This is a genomic window from Nostoc sp. XA010, assembly GCF_020829625.1.
Lineage (GTDB): Bacteria > Cyanobacteriota > Cyanobacteriia > Cyanobacteriales > Nostocaceae > Nostoc.
In genome coordinates, this window is sequence record NZ_JAIVFX010000007.1 from 210870 (window position 1) to 231440 (window position 20571).

19 protein-coding genes and 1 pseudogene are annotated in these 20571 nt (G+C 41.0%); 5 read left to right on the forward strand and 15 right to left on the reverse strand.

The features are described from left to right. Nucleotides 1-281: 281 nt before the first annotated feature. A complete protein-coding gene (gene fdxB / locus LC608_RS13435; RefSeq protein ID WP_229554017.1) occupies nucleotides 282-575 on the reverse strand; it encodes a ferredoxin III, nif-specific in 294 nt (97 codons plus the stop codon). Nucleotides 576-1495: 920 nt separating this feature from the next. Between fdxB and LC608_RS13440 the strand changes: the two genes are divergently transcribed. Beyond that, nucleotides 1496-3085, forward strand: a complete 1590-nt coding sequence (locus tag LC608_RS13440; RefSeq protein WP_229554102.1) for a helix-turn-helix domain-containing protein — start codon at nucleotides 1496-1498, stop codon at nucleotides 3083-3085. Nucleotides 3086-3271: 186 nt separating this feature from the next. Here LC608_RS13440 and LC608_RS13445 read toward each other — a convergent pair whose 3' ends face one another. Then, nucleotides 3272-4249, reverse strand: a complete 978-nt coding sequence (locus tag LC608_RS13445) for a sucrase ferredoxin (RefSeq protein ID WP_229554018.1) — start codon at nucleotides 4247-4249, stop codon at nucleotides 3272-3274. Between the two features lie 1160 nt (nucleotides 4250-5409). Here LC608_RS13445 and LC608_RS13450 point away from each other — a divergent pair. Continuing rightward, the gene (locus LC608_RS13450; RefSeq protein ID WP_229554019.1) at nucleotides 5410-6162 is read left to right on the forward strand and encodes a Mut7-C RNAse domain-containing protein; all 753 of its coding nucleotides are present in this window, start codon (nucleotides 5410-5412) and stop codon (nucleotides 6160-6162) included. A 17-nt stretch (nucleotides 6163-6179) separates the two neighbouring features. Here LC608_RS13450 and LC608_RS13455 read toward each other — a convergent pair whose 3' ends face one another. Beyond that, entirely contained in the window at nucleotides 6180-6401 is a 222-nt protein-coding gene (locus LC608_RS13455) for a hypothetical protein (protein ID WP_229554020.1), read from the reverse strand. Nucleotides 6402-6493: 92 nt separating this feature from the next. Here LC608_RS13455 and LC608_RS13460 point away from each other — a divergent pair. Continuing rightward, nucleotides 6494-7099, forward strand: a pseudogene (locus LC608_RS13460) (ROK family protein); the annotation flags it as partial. Between the two features lie 216 nt (nucleotides 7100-7315). On the opposite strand, the gene proB reads toward LC608_RS13460, so the two are convergent. The 8 genes from proB to LC608_RS13500 form a co-directional block, all read right to left on the reverse strand. Continuing rightward, complete coding sequence (gene proB, locus LC608_RS13465; protein ID WP_229554021.1) at nucleotides 7316-8425, reverse strand: glutamate 5-kinase; 1110 nt, start codon at nucleotides 8423-8425, stop codon at nucleotides 7316-7318. Nucleotides 8426-8682: 257 nt separating this feature from the next. After that, nucleotides 8683-9222: a YqeG family HAD IIIA-type phosphatase gene (locus LC608_RS13470; RefSeq protein WP_229554022.1), complete on the reverse strand. Its 540-nt coding sequence runs from the start codon at nucleotides 9220-9222 to the stop codon at nucleotides 8683-8685. A 54-nt stretch (nucleotides 9223-9276) separates the two neighbouring features. Continuing rightward, nucleotides 9277-9903, reverse strand: a complete 627-nt coding sequence (locus LC608_RS13475) for a hypothetical protein (RefSeq protein ID WP_229554023.1) — start codon at nucleotides 9901-9903, stop codon at nucleotides 9277-9279. Nucleotides 9904-10179: 276 nt separating this feature from the next. Continuing rightward, nucleotides 10180-10752, reverse strand: a complete 573-nt coding sequence (locus LC608_RS13480; RefSeq protein ID WP_100900591.1) for a DUF3727 domain-containing protein — start codon at nucleotides 10750-10752, stop codon at nucleotides 10180-10182. Nucleotides 10753-10894: 142 nt separating this feature from the next. Then, nucleotides 10895-11371: a Holliday junction resolvase RuvX gene (gene ruvX, locus LC608_RS13485; protein ID WP_229554024.1), complete on the reverse strand. Its 477-nt coding sequence runs from the start codon at nucleotides 11369-11371 to the stop codon at nucleotides 10895-10897. Nucleotides 11372-11373: 2 nt separating this feature from the next. Further along, complete coding sequence (locus LC608_RS13490; protein WP_229554025.1) at nucleotides 11374-12612, reverse strand: GNAT family N-acetyltransferase; 1239 nt, start codon at nucleotides 12610-12612, stop codon at nucleotides 11374-11376. Nucleotides 12613-12835: 223 nt separating this feature from the next. Beyond that, the gene (locus LC608_RS13495) at nucleotides 12836-13042 is read right to left on the reverse strand and encodes a hypothetical protein (RefSeq protein WP_229554026.1); all 207 of its coding nucleotides are present in this window, start codon (nucleotides 13040-13042) and stop codon (nucleotides 12836-12838) included. 228 nt (nucleotides 13043-13270) lie between these two features. Then, nucleotides 13271-14221: a LysR family transcriptional regulator gene (locus LC608_RS13500; RefSeq protein WP_229554027.1), complete on the reverse strand. Its 951-nt coding sequence runs from the start codon at nucleotides 14219-14221 to the stop codon at nucleotides 13271-13273. 150 nt (nucleotides 14222-14371) lie between these two features. Between LC608_RS13500 and LC608_RS13505 the strand changes: the two genes are divergently transcribed. Beyond that, entirely contained in the window at nucleotides 14372-15145 is a 774-nt protein-coding gene (locus LC608_RS13505; RefSeq protein ID WP_229554028.1) for an iron-containing redox enzyme family protein, read from the forward strand. A gap of 876 nt (nucleotides 15146-16021) precedes the next feature. Here LC608_RS13505 and LC608_RS13510 read toward each other — a convergent pair. From LC608_RS13510 to LC608_RS13520, 3 genes are all read right to left on the reverse strand, one after another. Next, nucleotides 16022-16513 carry a hypothetical protein gene (locus tag LC608_RS13510; RefSeq protein ID WP_229554029.1) on the reverse strand — a complete coding sequence of 164 codons (492 nt, stop codon included), beginning with the start codon at nucleotides 16511-16513 and terminating at the stop codon, nucleotides 16022-16024. Nucleotides 16514-16643: 130 nt separating this feature from the next. Continuing rightward, nucleotides 16644-18800 (reverse strand): pentapeptide repeat-containing protein, encoded by a 2157-nt coding sequence (locus LC608_RS13515; RefSeq protein WP_229554030.1) that lies wholly within the window; start codon nucleotides 18798-18800, stop codon nucleotides 16644-16646. Between the two features lie 190 nt (nucleotides 18801-18990). Next, nucleotides 18991-19326 carry a hypothetical protein gene (locus LC608_RS13520; RefSeq protein ID WP_229554031.1) on the reverse strand — a complete coding sequence of 112 codons (336 nt, stop codon included), beginning with the start codon at nucleotides 19324-19326 and terminating at the stop codon, nucleotides 18991-18993. 384 nt (nucleotides 19327-19710) lie between these two features. Here LC608_RS13520 and LC608_RS13525 point away from each other — a divergent pair, with 384 nt between their 5' ends. Next, the gene (locus LC608_RS13525) at nucleotides 19711-20151 is read left to right on the forward strand and encodes a hypothetical protein (RefSeq protein ID WP_229554032.1); all 441 of its coding nucleotides are present in this window, start codon (nucleotides 19711-19713) and stop codon (nucleotides 20149-20151) included. Nucleotides 20152-20193: 42 nt separating this feature from the next. Here the strand turns inward: LC608_RS13525 and LC608_RS13530 are convergent, their stop codons facing one another. Continuing rightward, the gene (locus tag LC608_RS13530) at nucleotides 20194-20565 is read right to left on the reverse strand and encodes a hypothetical protein (protein WP_229554033.1); all 372 of its coding nucleotides are present in this window, start codon (nucleotides 20563-20565) and stop codon (nucleotides 20194-20196) included. Nucleotides 20566-20571 lie beyond the last annotated feature (6 nt).

Below are 20571 nucleotides of genomic sequence, written 5' to 3' on the forward strand. Positions count from 1 at the left end.
TATTTCAACTCCTATGAAAAAGGTAGCCCCCCTGCTCCCAGAAAAGCTAGTTGTTCTAAGAGGGCACTGTTAGACCTAATATTGATTAGGCTATATTAGCAGCAAGTTTAAATTTGTTAATAACTGGCATTTTGCGATTTACGGATTTGTTTACTGTGAACTTTTTATTAGTTACAGTAAATATTTAATATTCCCCTCAAGTTACCTTGCCTAGCGCATTTGCGCTATATACAAACAGTGCCTCCTTGAATGAACAACAATTTTAACTAACTTCAAAAACCTTAGTTGTTTAATGCAACATGTGTGTAGCAATTCTTGGGGCAAATCCGTGAACACGCTTCACAACCAATGCAGTTCTCTGGAGAAGTAACTGCCATTACTTTCCGTTCAATTTCTTCATCATCTTCATCTTCTACAAATTCGCCTTCTTCATTGAGCGCCTTCAAACCTAGCACATTGTAACCGCATACTTTAACGCATCTGCCACAGCCGATACATTTATCTTTGTCAACTTCTTGAGCGAATTTTGGTGTCCAAGCTTTACCGCCAAATGTCAAACCTGTTAGTTGTGCCATGAATAATACCTCGGCAATCTTGCCTATCAATCTGTTTCTGCATTAATCATCATATTATCCTAATCTTTTATTGTTTTATATTCAAAAATTACTTTTTAATCATCAATTTTCGATGACTTTGAACACAAAATTACATTGTTTTTAATTTCAAATTATAGATCAAGCTTATTGATAATAATTGTCTAGGCGTAGGAGAGTAAAGTAGCCCGTCCATACTCTGTGTTGATTAAAAAAAGGATAATTATTATTTCCAGCAGATACAACTATCCTCATAAGAGTGATGATATTCTTTTTCAAATATTTTTATTATTAGGCAGATAAATGTATGCAAATAGTATTAGCTTATACTAAAAAAAATGTTCAATAGTTACATTTTTATATATGCAATATGTATTTTAAAAGCCAATAATTTCTAATTTATCTTTAATTAATTTATTTAGATAAATGATGACAAAACATATTATTTTTTTATTTAAAGAAAGTAAAGTTAATTATGAAGGAACTGTAAACTTAGTAGCAGAATTTTATCCTGCATTAAATATTAAAATCATTAATAAATCAAATGAAATCCAATTATGACAGACTTCAAAATTTCCCGAAAACACTTTATGGTCAAGCCTAAAATTTTAATTAGATGTAAATTTAAATAAATGTTAAGATTTTTTCTAAGCTCGGTACGAACAAATTAATCATTATTTTTATGAAATGTATAGTTAATAAATAAGTTTTATCCGGCTCAGTTTTAAAGCCTTAAATAGCTTTCAATTGGATGCGAGCAATATGGATGTGGGGAGGAAGTGTGGTGAGAAAAGATTATTCTCGCCAGAAAGATAATGTGGTAGCGAGTCATGAATAAACAGGACTCATCCAGGGGAGACCTGAGCCAGACATCTCAACGATTAGAGTGGGAAAAGAGCCAAATGCCTTATACAATTCCTAACAACAGTTGCGTTGGATGTGACAACTGCCGCCCCCAATGTCCTACGGGTGCAATCAGAATAGAGGACAATGAATACTGGATTGATCCTGGCCTTTGTAATAATTGTGAGGGCTATTATTCAGAACCGCAATGTGTAATAGCTTGTCCAACTAATTCTCCGATTCCTTGGCAGTCGAAAAAGGGGAGATGCAAAATAGAACCTAGAGATGCTAGCAGTTTAGACTTATTTTCTAACGGCAAGAATAATCCATTTGCTTCAGCGATCGCTATTTGGGAAGCTTGTAATGTGCTAGCACAACGCACATCGCTACATTGGGAAACCGACGAAGAAGGCTACATAAGTTACAGCCGGCAAATCAATCAGGGCCGAGGTGCGATCGCTTTTCACATCCAAGATCCATTCAAAGTTAACGACAAGGCCACAGATTTAGCAGCAATTGAGGGGCTTGATATCAGAGCCGCTTGCATACATCTAATTTTTGCAGCTTATGCCACAGCTTTAGAGCAACCTTGGGAGCAAGAATTTGCGATCGATGAGCGACAAATTGAGAAATATTTAGGGATGGAGAAACGCAAAGATTTAAGCAAAGCAGCCAAACTAGCTTTAATGAAAAATCTTGTCCAGCAAGCTTGCTCCCTGCTTATCTCCATTGACTGGCCTCAACAAGGCCGAATTAACGGATTCTCTATTACAGGTAGCCGCTTATGGCACTTAGTAGATATTCAGCACCATTTTCAAGAAGACAATCTTGGATGCAAATATCTTATTGGGCTAACTTTTAAAGTAAAAGCAGGTTTATGGGCACAATATTTCTTAAACAAACAAGCATGTAAAGAGCGAACCGCATTCTATCAATACGGCAGTCTTCCCAAAACATTGCTAACTACAGTCATGAGCATTTGGCAGCAACATGAAGGCGCAGTCCGATTAATGCTGTGGTTGCTGTTTAAAACCAAAATGGGCAAGGAACAACGCATTACTATTCCTACCTTGCTACGTATTGCTTACGGAGAAGAAAAAGTTGCCCTTGCATCCAGACAACGGGAAGAACGCAAACGTCTGCTGCGAACTTTTGAAAGCGATTTAGAAATTCTTAATCACTATGGAATGAAACCACTTTTCGATCCAGTTACCTACCCGCCAGAAATTCAACCTTTATGGGCAAAGTTAGTTGATCTTCCAGAAGATCCAGATGAAGCATTAGAATTTTGGACTAATGACGGTGGTGCTGAAACTCGCCTCACAGATACAGGCCCCCGTGGTAAGTGGAATCTCTTAATGAATGCGCGGATTTTGGCTTTTGAACTCCCACCAGAATGGGAACAGCAAATCTCAGAAGCGGAAAAGAAGCAACGGCGAACTGCTAAAGCTAAAAGGAAGCCTAAAGCTACAAACGATTTGCTTGGTGAACAGATTTTGCAAGCGCGAAAAAATTTGAATCTTTCCCAAAGAGAATTGGCAAAGCTTACAGGTAAAAGCCAAAGCTGGATTAGAGATATCGAAAATGGCCGTTTAAAAGCCAAATTAGAAGACCAAATACTTTTACGAAAAGTCTTAAATATGACTTAATCCTGATTCGGAATTTCAACGCAGAGGGGCGCAGTAGACGCTTTTGCGGCTTGCCGCAGGCTGGGAAACGCAAAGGTACGCAGAGATTTTATTACGAATTTGTGCAGCATTATACTAAATACAGCAATACTCCGCGTACCTCTGCGCTTCCTTTTGCGTCCCTCTGCGTTGAAAAACTCTCCTCTTTTAAGTACTATAACTCATCACCTTACTAGAAGTAAGCCAAAGACTACTTACAGCATATTTAGTAACTACCAACTCTCGTGTAGCATTGCATGAACTCTTCAGTTGTTGAGTCTTGTTTTCATCTCTCACAAGTTTAGCCTGGTAAGTGTAGAGAGAACCAGAAGGTTGTTCAAAACTTAGCTCACCCAGAATAGTATTATTATCTAAACTTTGCTCCAAAATTTTGCCTGCAACTTTGTAATTAAACCAATCCCATCCATTACAAAGCATTAGTTCTCTTTCCAAAACCTGAAGTGCAGCAGGCAGAATTCCCCAACCTCTATAGACTTTATTTAAGCATTGAATATTACCAGTACGAGTCAAAATCGATCTAAATGAATCTATATCTATACGACCGTAATATCTTCCTTCTGGCAAGTCTATAATTGTTGGTGCAAACCGATGTCCACCAAAGTGTGATGATTTCCAAATTCGCACATTATTCAAGCACAAATCAGCGTTCCTTGCTGTAACATTGAAGTAAAAAGGAGCGCCATATCTGGCACAACATTTATCATGGCTACCGTGGGTACAAACTAAAATATCTTTAGTTGCGGTGGTTTCTATCTCAGAATTAGAACTGATACCCCATAACCATTTTTGGACAACTGCTGCTACTTGCTCAATATTTGCTAGCTTAAACTCTTTTTTATGGTATCCATTACTTAACCCCTCTTCTTTTTGATAAATCAAGAGCGTAGTATGGTTTACTTTATGTGATACATCATTAGCAATTAAGAGGAATCTAATCGGTAGTTTAGCACGCTTCACTTCTTCTACCAAAATCCTCAAGTTTTGGGGTATCCATTTGGAATTAAAAGCTTCTGATGTCCAAGGTAAAGGGCACTCAACTAAAATATAAGTTTGATAATTGGTGGCGCTACCAATAACATCTTCTCCTACTTGCTGTGAATCGTCAGAACAAAAAAAAGTATTCATCTCGCTGTACTCATTAGCGTATTTTATGGACGAAAGGTATTACAAAATACAATTGTGTTCTTAGCTACAATATCCTTGGCTAAAGGAGATAAAAAAGAACAATATTCATTTCCCAGTTAAAACTAGGTATCCACTTTATAACATCATTACTGATCAAGGTCTTTCCGGTTAATAAAGTCTCCACAATAGAGATAAACAGCATCAAAATAGATTTTTCCGTATGCGCGGCGTTAATTTTGTATCTAGTTTTATTGTTATTTGGTATTTTCTAAACTTTCACTTGCTGAAACTCAGTTTTTCTAAACTTGGTTTCTTTCGCCAAATCAAATATGTTCAATCTTTTGCGTAGATGCATTAGCGTTCGCGCAGCGTCTCGCAGAGAAGGAGCGTCAGCAGCTTGTCGTCAGACATCGCTTGGAGAGTAACAGGCAATCAACTTGCTTACAATATAGATGTAGCTGATATTACAATCAAAAATATTGCTAGCACCAACATAGTTATTTAAAGTTTTGCTGAATTTTTTTACATAGTTAGTTACAGTTGTTGTTTTTACATATAAACATCTAATTTTATGTTGCTTTTGCGATAAATATATTCCTAAAAGTAGATGCGAGAACACCTGATAAACAGATAACACTTTGGTAAGGCAATACTGTTTTAAAACTTTTTTATCTGCTTTTAATGTATTTATCCATGTATGCATATTGAGAATAATTATCAATTAATTTAGAAAAAATAAAAACAATTAAATTAGGGGTAAATGCTTTGTGCCCCGTACTTCATGCACGATAAGTTAATGAGCAAAATTAGTGACTAATTATTAGCAGCGTCACTAACATCAACATTAACAAACCTGGTATTTACCCTTTTACCTAATCTAACTTCCTGAAGCTCATGTCAGGGTTTGATTATATGCCTCTGTCTTGACTGTAACTGAACTCAATAATAAATGCAAGTTTTTGAGAATCTTTCTAATTTATTTAGCGTTTTTCGCCTCTAGAAGGTTAGTTAAATCAAGGTTAACGGGCATCTTATAGCGGAAATAGCTCACTTGAGCAAGCATTGATTTTTTCAATACAATAGATAAAGCTTTGCAATTGTGACAAATTATTGCCAGTAAGGGGATACAGCAGCTCCTAGTAATCTAAAGATTTTTAAGTATGGCGATCGCATATTTCTTTTTTCATGGAGAATTGAATCATTTTTTACCACGGCATCATAAGCAGGTGAAAATCTCTCATTTTTTTGAGGAGAGGGCGTCAATTAAGGACATGATTGAGTCCTTGGGTGTCCCTCATCCAGAAGTTGCTTTTATCAATGTTAATGGTGAATATGTAAATTTTTCTTACATAGTTTCGGATGGAGATACTATCAATGTTTATCCAATTTCTGCTAGGGGTACTATTATAGCAAACGTTTCGGTTATGCCAGAACCGCTTAGTATTATCCACTTTGTTTTAGATATCCATTTGGGGAAGCTGGCGACATCTCTACGACTTTTAGGTTTTGATACTTTATACCGCAATGACTACGAGGATGAGAAATTAGCCCAGATATCCTACAGCCAAGCACGGATTCTCTTGACTCGTGACAAAGGTTTATTAATGCGTAGTTTGGTAACGTATGGATATTACGTTAGAAATACTAACCCTCAACAACAAATCATAGAAGTACTGCAACGCTACGACTTATTTAAATTAGTCTCACCATTTAAAAGGTGTTTGCGCTGCAATGGATTATTAGAACCTGTAGATAAGCAATCTATCGTTGACAAGCTACCAGAAACAGTGCGATCGCAGGTTGATATATTTCAGCGTTGCCAAGACTGCGATCGCATTTATTGGAAAGGTTCACATTATGAACGATTGCAACACTTTATTGATGGAGTACTTAACTCAGATAGAGATGAGTAAGCTAGTAATGGCAATATTCAACCAGCTGAAATATTGCCACTAATTATTTGACTACCCCCGATTCTTGGATTTTCATCTCCGCTATTCAAATCATCAGGAGTGGGGTTTAGCTTACTCTCTCCAGTAACTTCTTCTGGTTCAATGGGATCTGCCTCTTGAGCTTTATCGATATCAAGAGAGAGAGGAGGTTCTTTGGCGTGAGAGAAATCGATAAGTGGATTGGGTTGATCGGAAGTCATGAGTTGCTAAATTATACAGTCTTCTTTAGTGTTGAATTTATTTTGCTTGTCAACATCTTTCCTGAGAAATAAACCACCGATTATAAAAAACTATGACATTAATTTTAGCTCTCGATTTTGGCGGAACTAAATTGGCGGCAGGATTGGTAAATGTCGGTTCTAGAAAGTGGTTGCGTTATGAACGCCGTCTCTCGCCAGCGAATGCAAATGCTAGTACTGACTTGGAAATTATGCGATCGCTAATATACTCATTGCTAGAAGACACAAAACCTGCTGCGATCGGTGTTAGCTTTGGCAGCCCTGTAGATGCTTCTACGGGGACGGTGCGACTATCTCATCATGTAGCTGGATGGGAGAATATTCCTCTCAAAAGTTTGTTGGAGGGGGAGTTTGGCGTTCCTGTTGGTGTAGATAATGATGCTAACGTTGCTGCTTGGGAGAACATCGTTTTGGTGCGGGACAGGGGTACGATAGCCTGTTTTACATAACTATCAGCACTGGCGTGGGTGGTGGTTGGATACTCAACGGCCAGCCTTGGCGGGGTGCTAGTGGGATGGCTGAGGATAATTAGACATATCGTTGTAGATCCTCCTGGGCCAGTTTGTTTGTGTGGGAAACGTGGATGTGTGGAACGTTTGGGGTCAGGGCCTTATATGGCACAAAATGTTAGGGAAATTTTGGAGAACGAACCGCAGAGGCGCATACTCACAATTTCTAAGATCCTTTCACAATAAAACAACCGCATTCCCACTACATTTTCAAAGCTAGCTTGAATCGCTTTAAACTGTTCCCAACTTAATCCACGTTTGAAGAAGTGTTGTTCTTCTGGGAAGTTAACAGCATTTTATAACGTTTGAGTCATAATATTTTTTACTCTCGCAGTTAGTACTCACGAAATTTATCTTATTTCGATCCTAAATCAAAACCAAATTATCCCGATGAATCACGGTTTCCACACCCGCATAGCCTAAAATCACGGAAATTTCCCGCGAATGACAGCCGCGAATCTTTTGCAATTCATCGCTGTTGTAATTCACAAGTCCTCTGGCAATTTCGTTACCCTTGCTGTCACACAATTGCACTGCATCCTGTGTGCGAAACTCTCCTTCTACTACTTTAATTCCAGCTGCTAATAACGATTTTCCCGCCAGAGAAATTGCCGCGATTGCACCTTCATCTAAATACAATTTACCCATAGGTAAAAGTCCGTAAGCTATCCAACGTTTACGCGCCGAAGTTGGTTCAGGTTGCGGTTCAAAATGCGTCCCAATCAGTTCACCTTGGATAATTTTTTCGATATTCTGGGGAAATCGTCCTTGGGTAATTACGGTACGAACTCCCGCCGCGATCGCAATTCTTGCAGCCGAAATTTTTGTCACCATACCGCCAGTACCCCACTGAGAACCTTGGGAACCTGTTTGTATTTGTAATTGAGCTAATTCTTTAATGCTACTCACTAAAGCGATCGGCCGCGCATCTGGTACGGAACGCGGATCGGCTGAGTACAGTCTATCGACATCGGTAAGCAAAAATAGCCAATCTGCTTCTACTAGGCTGGCAACTAATGCCGAAAGGGTGTCATTATCACCAAATTTTAGTTCATCTATGGCTACGGTATCATTTTCATTGACTATAGGGATCACTCCCAGCCCTAATAGCTCCTGAAAAGTATTGTAGGCGTTGAGATAGCGGCTGCGCTGTACTAAGTCGCTGCGAGTCAGCAATACTTGAGCGATCGCCTGTTGCAAGGTAGTAAATAAATCATCGTATATCCGAATTAACCTGCCTTGTCCAACTGCTGCTACAGCCTGTTTTAGTGCGATCGCTTTGGGACGTTCAGTTAAGCCCAACCGCGCACAACCCACTCCCACAGCCCCAGAAGAAACCAAAATCACCCGGTGTCCTTGTCGTCTTAAATAACAGAGTGTTTCCGCCAAGGTAGCAATGGTAGAAAGTGCTAATTGTCCCGTTTCTGGTTGGGTTAGGCTCGAAGTGCCGATTTTGACAACAATTGTTAATGACATCTAAAAAGTGAGGAGTTAAGAGTGAGGAGTTAGGAGTTGAATTTAATTCATAACTCATAACTTCTAACTCCTAACTAAATTTGTAAAGCGCCAATCCCTCTATAGTGAAGGCTGACGCTTTACGGGTTTATATTTATTTTGTATGCTGTAGGGTCTTTTTTGGCTGACCCCATATTATTAATAATTATGATCCCCGATTTTTGAATTCCATTAAGATTCCTTAACCATTTCTTTAGATTTACTTTCCTGATGATTTTTTAGCTTTTGTGAATCTTAGTTTTTTTGGGGGTAATAGAGGCTCCCAGAATTTCAGATATCCAAACTTCAAAGTTGCGGACAGGATGAGAGCGCAGGGCTGCGTCTGCATGGACAATGGGTTCAACTAGAATGGTAAACATTCCCAAGCGATTACCTGCAATGACATCCGTAAATAAGCGATCGCCTACCATCCCCACTTGATGTACTGGTAGATCCATTCCCCTAAGTGCTGCTCTAATTTTGCGTCGGGAGGGCTTGGCTGCACCTAAGTAGTAAGGTAGGTTAAGCGATCGCGCAATTCCACCAATTCGCGCTTCACTCAGGTTGTTACTCACTAAACACAATGCAGTACAGGAACGAATTTGCTCCACCCAATCTTGTAGTTCTGGAGAAGCTATTCCTACTGTAAAGGGTACTAAGGTTTCATCTACATCCAATACCAGCCCTTTAAGCCCGTATTTTTGGATAATATCTGGTGTTAGGTTCAACACTGAACCTTCTAAAATCAAGTCAGGCTGTAAAAGATTGTTCCAGGCCATAGTCAACAGTCAAATTTAAGTAGCTTTAGACAAATGAGCATAACCCAATATAGTTTAGTTAGTCGAACTCGATTCTGGTATATCTCCCTGAACAGTTTGAGATAAAATCCCTAAAATCTTATCTATCTCTTTAATGTAATAATTATTCAAATCAATAAATATATCGTTTTCTTCTAACTTCAAAAACTTCCAAATATCCCCCGTTGTTACCGCGCCATAAATTTTCCTAATATCATTTCCTTCTCGTTGATTAAACAATTGTGCTGCCAACATTGTCGCCGCACATTGGCCTAATCCACCTTTAATATTTTCATTTTTCGCCTCAATAATAACCAACACAGGCACATTAATTGTTAATTGCTCTTTAGCACGACTGATAATAAAATCACAATAGCCATTTAGACCTTTTTCGGCATCTACATTAAAATCTGTTCCTGAAAATAAACTAATTGGATAATTAGCCCTGCGCCTTACCTCCAACAATATTGGAGTGATAATCATTTCTGAACGAGCTTTTTCAGTATTAATTGCTAAAGCCAGTTCTGTCGTTTCTTCTAAAGAATTTATGAGTTTTTCGCTTGGCTGTAAAGGTTTTATGTCGGCACATAAATCAGTTTCTTCATCAATGTGGATGCTGAATGACTTTTTAAATTTACTTAGTGTAAAGTCGCTATAAGCCATTGTCAGCACCTCATGCCAATTTTGGATTTTGCGGAAAGTTGTAAGGAGGGCTTCCCTCCGTAGCAAACTTTTCAAGAGGGATAATGGAATTAAAATCCCTAGCAAAATGCTTTTTTCCGAATCTTAAACAATACTAATTGTCCCAATTTAGTCTCAATGATTCATTGCTTCCACATTGAATGGGACATGGTAAAAGGTTTAGCTAGATTTTGATTACAATGAAAACTTTCAATTAAAAAATTCAAAATGAAAACGTTACATTTTGAATTTTTAATCTTATTCCACTTCATTAAAAAGATGTTCTTCTAACAGAGGTTGCACTTTACGAAACTCCTCTGGAGAAAGTAATTCAGGTTCACCTGTTTTTGTTATCCGTGCAAAAAACAACAGGGGATCGAGGGGTGTATAAATTGCATACTCCTGATCTTCATCATAGAAGCTAGCGAGTAGCTGTAATTGCTCCGGATCTAAATCCGCTTCTTCGTCTTCGATTTCTAAGGTGAAGAGTTCTGATTCTTCAACGGGCGGTAAATCACCTGCAACAGTCAGAGCATAAGCTGTATTCTTCAATATCAGGTTCTGCTCCGATAGTACAGCTTGGGCAGTGGCAAAAATTTGCTCAATAATGCTGTCATCTTCTACCAGAACCGCTTCTTCTTCCTCACCGTCACCTTCCCAAGAAAAAATTTCTACAGGTGAGTCTACAGGAAGAAGTAAAACGTATTCTTGTTCATCGACTTCGAGGGAATGCTCTATGTAACATTCGAGCGATCGCCCTTTGTCATCGGTTAAAGTGATGGAACCCGCATGAGCGTTATCATTTTCTTCAGGAAAAGGAGAGGAAAACATAGCCGAAATGTAGAAATTTAATAAATACCAGCAACATTGAAAATCGCTTAACTATTTAATGACATTATTATGCCAACCAAATAGCCTTATACGTAGATACAACTGCTGGCTAATCGTTTTCAGAATATCATGTTAAAAGGTATCAATATTCAATAGCCGCAACTGAACTGTGGGAGTTAGCACGCTTAACATCCAACCATTGTTGTAAAATCAAAGCGGCTGCCTTGCGGTCAATCAAACCTTTATGGCGTGACGGGGAGCGGTTCTCAGCTATCAGCAGTTGTTCTGCTTGAAACGAAGTTAATCGCTCATCCATATATTCCACAGGCAGTTTCAGTGCTTTAGCAAGTCTTGTAGTAAATTTTTGAACTTGACGCGCTTGAAATCCTACTGAGCCATCCATTGAATAAGGTAAGCCCATTACCAGGATTTGCACCTCGCGTTCATTAACTATTTGCCGGATTTGCTCCACATCCTGCTCAAAAGATGTGCGCTCAATTGTGGTAATCCCCGTGGCAATTAAACCCGTGCGATCGCACCCAGCCACACCAATGCGTTTGCGACCAAAATCTAGTCCTAACGCTGAAATAAAAGGTTTTGGTTGCTGTTGGGATATCACAATTAATTCTCCTGCTGTGCATCTGCTGATTCAGAAATCGGTGATGCTTCCATGCTAGGATTTTTTACCGAAAAGTTAATCGGTTCTGACAAGCTTTGCAGTGGTTTATCTGACGATGGCAGTTGTCCTGGTTGTATCCATGACATTCCACCTGGTATAGGTTTACGTGCCGGTTGTAAACCTTGCAGCATATCAGTCCACTGAATTCCTTCTAAGGAGACGAATTTAGACTCTCGTAGCTTGTGCCATACAGAGCGAGACATAACTAATGTATGTTCTATGCGTTTTGCCCCAATTCGCTCCAAATATTCTTCTCGCTCTGCTTGATAGTCCGAGGAAGCGAGTTGCAACCCTTGTTGGGGAAAATCTTGGGCAATACGAGCCAGTTGAGATAGTAATTCTGGGTACAGCCAAGTATAAGCAGGATGCACTGTCAGCGTTGCAACGTGGGGAACTTCACCCTTACGGTCAAGTTGCACCTGAAAATAGCCGATCGCAGCTTTGCGTTGCGGTTCAAATACGTAACCACTCACTACTTCTGTTTTGCTCGCCCATTGCATTACTGCATCAGTTAAAGCACCAAACAAACTGGTTTTAAAGTCGCGGGTATTACGGTCAAAAACCTGACGGACTAAAGGCGGCATTGATGCCGTATCTAGTTGATATAGCAACTGGGCATCAGCATTACTTACTGGCAAAAGGTTGGGTAAGTCTGGCTCTGCTTGCGCTAATTCAGCCAGTAATTCTGGCCCAATTTCCCAGTACGTCATTTCTGCCAGACGCTGGAATCCATTTTGCCGATATAGTGCCAGTGCCTCTATGTCATTGATGTTAACTTCCAGTAACCAAGTGCGAGCTTCCAGAATCGATTCAAAGCAATGACGCAAAAGTTGTGAGCCAGTTCCTTGTTTATCGACACCACGCTCTAACAGCACTTTATCAATGCGCCAAGTGCTGCGTGTCCGGTTAAAGGGTGACACTTGAATCATCCCTAAAAGCATCCGTCCTTGCTCTGCTATGTAGGCACAGAGGCGATACTGTAGCGGGTTAGGAAACCAACTCAAAAATTTGAGTAATCCATACCAGCGACGCAGCATGAGCATCTGGCTGATGGCAAAACCTGCTCCCTTGGGAGTGAGGGCTGAGAATGACTCTTGAGTTATGCGCTCAATTCCGTCCAGATCCCGGTATTGGACTGGTCGGATAACAACGCTGAGGTTTCTGGGAAGTAATGAAGTCATTTTTATTCGAGCCGCTATTTAGCCTTAACTAACTGCTCTTCAAAGGAACTGCTGCAATAATATTAACTGCTTTTTGCCCCTTACTATTGCGCCAAAAGGGTGATTTTACTAACTCAATACTTAAAAAAGCAGAAAAAGCAGACCTTATGAGAACACCATTGGCATTAACCCAACAACATCTGCCTTATATTTTATTGGAATTTTGATTAAAATTTGTATATATTTACAGCCCTTGTCGAGAAACTAGCTTTTCAAAGTTGGCTTGGGTTTGATGGAGTAATTGCTGGCGACTATCTACCAGTGTTTGCTTCAGGGTTGGAACAAGATTGCGAGCTTGCAGAGTCATGTGAAGTTGCAGGTTGGCGACATATTCACTGAAATCTTGATTCATTTCATCTGCGCTTGCATTCGTTAATAAATTTGATTCCATTGCCACTGTATTCTCCTGTGTTAATCCTGTGCTGTCTCTCTTTATGAACAAAAACTATCACGTTATTTTGACTAACTTCTTAATTTGCAATGAAGTTTAACGCTTCTTAGGAATAGCGATCGCAGTAGGGTTTGGGTTCAAGGTGGGAAATTTGCTCTTAAAAGGGCGATCGCCAGAAAAGCAAACGTTGTTAGACTCCTTTTTCGCCAGTGCTGAAACTCTTATTGGTTAATTAGCAGGCGATGCACAACGTTCTGCGATCTCTTGAACTACCGTGAGGAATTGGCGCAGCAAGATCGAATCGGTCGGTGCTGGCTCTAACAAAGCCTTGATATCTGCCCGTCGCCACACCACCGCAATTGCCCTTGTAAACGGGGTGTCTTGAAGCTCTCGGTACACCACACCTTGACGTTGAAGCGTTTGCACGTTATCCGGTAGAATCGAGACACCTACGCCTGCTGCCACTAAACTGAGGTTGATCACCATCCAAGTGGCTTTGACCGTTTCTAGCAATGTTGGCTTGAATCCCCGAAGCTCAAATTGCGATAAGACCACTTCGTAGGAGGGCACCGCATCAAGCGGTGGTAAAATCAACTGCTCGTCCTTGAGTGCTTCAAGTGGAATCTGCGATCGCGCCGTCAGGGGATGATGTTCTGGCAATGCAACCACAAAGGACTCTTGCACAATCGCAAGAAAGTTCAGAGTTGAATCACCTGAATAAGGATTGGGCAGATGTTCAAATCCAACATCGATGGAGTTATCCCGTAGTCCTTGGATCATTTCCTCGATCGTTATAGATCGCAGTTCTAATTCCACCTTCGGATAACGATCACGAAAGGTTTTGAGAATATCTGGAAGTAAACTATTCGCGATCGCAGTGTTCACCACCACAACCAGCTTGCCAATTTCGCCACGGCTGGCTTCTTGTGCCCGTGTCACCGCCCGTTCTAGTGCAGTGACGGCAACCTGAAGTTCGGTGAGAAAAACCTTTCCCGCCGCCGTCAACACCGGAGGGCGACGAGTGCGATCAAAGAGTTCGACGCTCAAGGCCCCTTCCAGGGCAGCGATCGTTTTGCTGAGGTAGGATTGTTCCACATCTAAACGTTCAGCCGCTTTGCTAAAGCTTTTTTTATCGCCCGTTTCTGCAACAAGCTCCATAAAATAGTGTAGCTGTCGCATTTCAAGCTGATTCCAAGGTCGAAGGATCATTTAACCAAAATAGTATGATTAAAATATCATACTAATATAATCAAAATCCTCTTACTATCATAATAATCATCTTCTAAGCTTGCTTTCATGAACTGATAACTCGCAACTAGGAGATTAATTATGAAAGTGCAACCTGGGATCGCTCTGACATCTAGCCGCTTAAATCGAGACATCGAACTACCGCCTGCGGTGAAAGCGCAAGAATCGGCAATCAATTCTAGAACAATCGCTTATTGTCACGAAGTCCTTGATCGCAGTCGTTTTTTTTGCCTGCTGAAAGCTGGAACCATTACTCCACCATTAATGCAATATGCCTTTCTCCAGTACCATTTTTGGCGCGATCGGCTGCATCAGTGGTTCGGCTTATGCATTATCAAAGCAGGAAGTTGTACTGACCCAGACCAAAAATCTGCGATTATGTCGTTGTCAGATCACACCTTCACCGACTTGCAAGATGATCATAGTGAGATGTACGTAGAATTTCTTCACGATCTGGGATTGAGTGATTCTGAAATTACGGCATCTCAACGGAGTGCCGCGACTGTATCGTATGAACGTTCATTTTTCAATGAATTCGGCTACGGAATCGACAACTTTTATGAAGCCTTGGCTGCGCTGAGTGGTCGAGAACTGTGTGTGTCAATCCGAAATGCCAGAATTCTCCAATCTTACTTTGATGCTCGTGGCATGAAGCACCCAACTTGGTTGAGCTTGCACGCGGAATTAGAGGTGAATCATTTCCAAGATTCTATTCGTCCGGTGCTGACTCGCTACGATGGGGATTCAGCCAAACTTCATAGCGTAATCAAAGCCGTCGAGCGTGGAATCGACCGACACGTACAATATTTCGAGGATCTGCTCCATGAGTACGAATCCCTTGGCAATGCTGTTTAGGACGCTACTCATTCATGTAAGTGAATTCTGACAATACTTCGCATATTTTCACCTTATCAAACGAATGAGAGTCACCTCGAAAAATGGTTTTGTCAAGCGTTTGATGAAACGAAAAACTTTCTAATACCGCAGCGATGTATGATAGCAGCGTCTTTATCTAGCGAAAAAACCGATTTGTAAAATGAGTTAGCAAATAATGTGGAGTTATTTGATGCGGCAGTTTTATTTTTTTCTTTCGGCTTTATTTGTCAGCGTTAGTGCAGTCGATCAAAGTGTTTCAGCACAAAACAATCAACCAGGCAGTAATCATGATTACAATCAAGCTCTGCTTCTAGCGACGAGCGCGATTGATGGCTGCTACCACTACAAAAGACTAGAGAGTGTGACAAACTCAATCAGATTAAAGCCACGTTGACGAATTGGTGTATTCAAGGAGACAAAAATGCCTGTGAACTTTACCCACTTGTGTCAGCTTATGAAACCATTGCACAGCTTTCAGAGATTCCCTAGGGTGAATTGAGAGAGTTAGATGCCGAATCAATGACGAACATTTGAGGATTGTAAGACTAGCCCTTTCAAGGTGAGCATCTGTACTATCCAAGTTTTTACAGCATTTCAGGCATTGGCTGGAATTGAGCAAAGAATCTATGCATTAGACTCCAAATTTTTCGACTGTAAATTAAGCGATGCCTACGGCGGACTACGCCTATGCAATCGCCAAAATCCCAAAATTGGGTTAAAAACATCATTGATTTTATAGTACAAAAGTTCACCTTGAAAGGGCTAGTTCTAAATTCAGGAGGTATTGTAGCAACCACAATTAACACTAGCTACTCTTATAAGCGGCACTCTTTTGGTGACTCTTTCCAATGCCCCTTAAAATCTCAAACCAACACCACCTTGTACAGAGATAGCTGTACCACCGCTATCACGGTAGGCATCAAAAGCAATAATGGCATTGCCAAAAAGCACAGTATTGCTATTTGGGATCATATAATCAATGCCCGGTTGTAAAGCAAAACTAATTTTGTCGCCTACAGGAGAAGATCCACCACCACCAGCCAACACTAACCCAGCACCCAGGTAAGCATCAGCTTGCCAGTTAAGGGGAAAATCGTAAGAAACCGTTGGTACAATTGCCGTATTATTACCAACTAACACTTGGGCACGCAGTGAAATCGGTGCTTCCAAAAGCTTATAGCGACCGGCTATAACCCCCCCCAATTGGATACCGTCAGTAAAACCAATAGCGGGGCCTATACCGATATAACTGCCATAGGCTACTTGAGCTTGTGCTGGTTTAGCACTTGCCAGACTCAAAACCAAGCCAGCCCCCAAAACTGAAACCAAATATGGAATATATTTCATAACCGAACTCCTCACACCAATTAGTCATTAGTCATTAGTCATTGGGCATTCGTTATTCGCCTTGTCTGCCTCATCTCCCTCATCTCCCTCATCCTCCCCTACCCCCTGCCCCTCTGCTCCCCTTCCCATTCTACGGGCAACTAGAATGAATGCCTCCTTGAGTACAAATGTATGCGATTTGCTTGGGATCTAAATTTTTGGCTTTAGAAAAATCAACCCCTTGGACTACGGCAGATACTGAGCCTAAATCTGGGGTTTCTACAAATTGATCGGCTGGATCTTGTTTACTAGGAGCGAGAATTGCTCCCTTAAAATCTGCTCCAGCAACATTTGCCCCCCGTAAATCTGCAAGACTCAGGTCGGCATTTTGCAAGTTAGCGTTTTCCATCTGGGCAGAACGCAAAACAGCACCAGCTAGACGAGTGGCGCGAAGGTTAGCATTGCTGAGATTAGCACGATCCAAATAGGCTCCTGATAAATCTGCCCCTTGCCAATCAGTGTTCATTAAGTTGGCAAAGGATAATTGTGTTCCTATGGCAGTGGCGCGACCTAAACGGGCAGCGTACAGATTGGCTTCATTCAGTTTAGCGTCACCTAAATCTGCTCCAGTCAAGCTGGCTTTTTCCAAAAGTGCGTTTCGTAGATCGGCTCCTACTAGTTGGGCGCTGTTGAGTTTAGCCTCATATAGACGTGCATTGGATAAGTTGGCTCTGTTGAGAGTGGCGCGGCTCAAATCGGTACGGTTCATCAAGACGCGACTGAGATTAGCATCAGTAAGATTGGCTTGCTGTAACTGAGCTTGGCTTAAATCAGCCATCACATCATCATAGGTATCCCAACGTCCATCTTCACCCACGTCTCGAAAACGGCTACCCTTAAAGCTGGCTTGGTTAAGATTTGCAGATTTAAATTTAACTCCTGACAAATCAAGGTTATCTAGTACCAAGTTGAAGAAGGAACTTCCTGGCGTCCCGCTTTGACCTAATTGGGTGCTACTAAGGTCAACGCCCTCGATTTTACCGCTATAAACAGAGAGAATCTTGTTAAGCGTTCGCTGGTTTCTTTGTAACCGCCCTTGCCGTAATTCCCGTTCTTGGGTTGCAGTACTACCCATAGACTCTAGTTCGCTAACCAAAAACTGATTCTTATTTTTTAGTTCTGGGATGGCTTTGGGCCCAACAGTTGTCAAAGCTTGTTGAATTGTATCCAAGAGGCTGGGGTTGGTTTCGCTAACCAAGAGATCAGTCAGAAATTTAGCGGACTGTGGGTGATTAATGCCACCCATAGCCAGAATTGTACTTTGGCGTTGCTCATTAGTCGCTCCAGAGTTGGAATTCCATTGGTTGCTAAGTTCGAGGGACTGTTCCCTGTTGATTTCCTCGGTTGCTCGCTGGGATTGTTGAATTTGGATATAAACTTGAGTACCTATTAAAGTTGCCAACACAGCAGTCATACTCGTAAGCCCTATCCCAAACAAAGTCAAATTAGGATTTTGCTGTATCCGCCGCCAAAGATTAGGCGACTGGTTGGTTTCGGCTGCCGCTAATTCTTCTCCCTCCTGCCATTCTTCTGCTTGATCATTACCATCAGCAGACTGAGCTTGTTTGTTATTAGCTAAAAGTGAGGATGGCAAGGGGCGAGTCGCATCTATTGTATAAGTGCCTGCAAGTTGATCGTGCAATGCGCGACGCCCCCGGCGCGACGGTAAGCCTATCCCTTCACCCACAATCATTAACAAAGATAAAAATATGAATAATCCTAAATTAGGAAAAGCAAAGCTGTAGCGCCACAGCAGATAGGCGATAGAAATGGGTACAGTCCAACGCCCAACTCCTTCTCTAATTACAACTGCCCCCAAACCAGGTGGTCTTCCTTGCTCGTTGACAACCCGCACTTTTAACCAACGTTTAGGAATTGTGCTACCAGTCTTAGCCAGTAAATACAATTGCCACCATGAAAGAGTTACAGGTGCTAACAGGGCGATTGTCCACAAAATATTAGTTGGCCATGCCACGTTACGGATGCCATAGCTAACAGGTAGAGCCAGGGGTCTAGCGATCGCTCTTTCTGTGACTACCAGCACGGGGTTAAGGGGCACTCGATTAAAATCGCTTCTAGAATCGGCATAAACACCAATGCTGAAGGGAATCAACCCACTTGTAACCACTAGTGTAATTTCAGCCGCCCAAGCAGCAAACCGCCTGCTTGCTAGTAGCAACGAATTGGCTCTTTCTGGTTGTTTAGACTGCCCAGATTGATTACTTCTTTTGACAATTGGTGTCGTCATCGCATAATTTCCTTTGAGATTATTTATACGCCATTTATACGCCGCGATCGGCACAGTTAAAATAGACTAAGCTAATCGGCAAAAAGAAAAGCATATTGAAATAGAATGCAGTCATAAGTCAGGAGCCTTTTTTATCATGGCTCCTGACTTTCATAACTACAGGTATGCAAAGTAAATGCATATCAGCTTATTACTTACGTTGAAAGCTACTGGACACAAAAATTTTGTATCCAACATACACTAACACTGCCAAAAGTGCCAAACTAATTACAGATGCAACCAGTTTAAACACTGCTTGCAGCATTGCCAAGCCTACTAGCACCGTCACACCCGAAACTACCAGCTTTTTTGTTCCAGATAAGCTGTTGAACCAAATCTGAAATCGCTCCAGTTGCAAATTAAATTTGGCAAAAATAGATGCCTCAGTTTGTTTTTGTGGTTGGGGAACCACTTCCGGCGAAGAATTAATCTCTGCCTCTAGCTTATTGAGGCGACGCTGCAAGTCTTCTTCTCTTTGAGGATTCATCAATCTTTTCTACCTCAGCTAGGTCACTTATTCCACAACAGACAACCAAATTATATTTTTGGTGGTTGTCTTAGTGATTTTAGCTAATGTCTGTGTATGCAATACCTTTCTAGGCAGTAAAAATTATGATGATTTTTGAAATATTAACGTACTACGGATTGAAGTGTAAAATGTATAGTAGAAAATTTTGGTGTAAAAGCGCCACTACACATAGATAATTTGCATAGTTAATGGTCTTTATACCCATCGTATCTTCACAAAAAATCCTTAAATGAATGGTATTGCTTTATACAGCAGATTTTGGAACCAAGATAGATTGCTGCCGTCTATTAAATCAGACGATATAACAATATTGCTCTAAAAAAAATTGGAGCATTAATTAAAATGAAAACGCTTAGGCTACTTACAATTGTTCCCACAGCTTTGGCGATGAGCTTGGTTTTTGCCCAGACTAATTTGGCACAGACACCAACAATCCAAATTAATCGGAATCTCCAAGCAGATCCACTGGTTTTGAAGGGAAAGTCTGGGGGAACTGTCAAAAGTAATTGTGGCAATATTACCACTGAACCTAATCACGTTATCCAGGTTACAGAATCACTACCTTATTTGCGATTAACAGTAGAGAGTGAAGGAAAGCCAACGCTATTGATCGATGGGCCTGGGGGGCGTTTTTGTGTAATGGCAGATAAATATTCTGGAGGCAAGCCAGAACTTTCTGGTTTCTGGCAAGCAGGAACATACTCGCTGTTTGTGGGCGAACAATCCCAAGGAAAGCCAAACTTTAACTACACCCTCTCAATCTCGCAAGAAACAAAGAAATAGTCATTTGTCCTTTGCTAATGACCAATGACTAATGACTAATGACTAATCTTCCAGTGATTTGCCTGGGATTTCGACAGCTTTGACATCAATTGTGCCTTCTGGTGTAAAGCGCTGAAAATGACTATTTTGTACTAAGAGTGACTCTCCACAGCTAGGGCACTGCAACTGACTGTTATTTAAACCTGTAAATTCATATCTACAGACGGGACACTGGTCAGCAACCAAGTTACGTTGCAGCCACCAACGAAAGCCAAAAAAAGCCACAATGGGTGCTAAAAACAGCAACCCGACAATAATTAGTAACGAATTAACCAACCAACCCAAGCCCAGTGATACCAGCAACCAAATAACTGCCAGCAGGGTAAGCCAAGGGCGGAGATTTAAAAGATTCAATTGGAATGACTTAAAGCTCATTTTTTA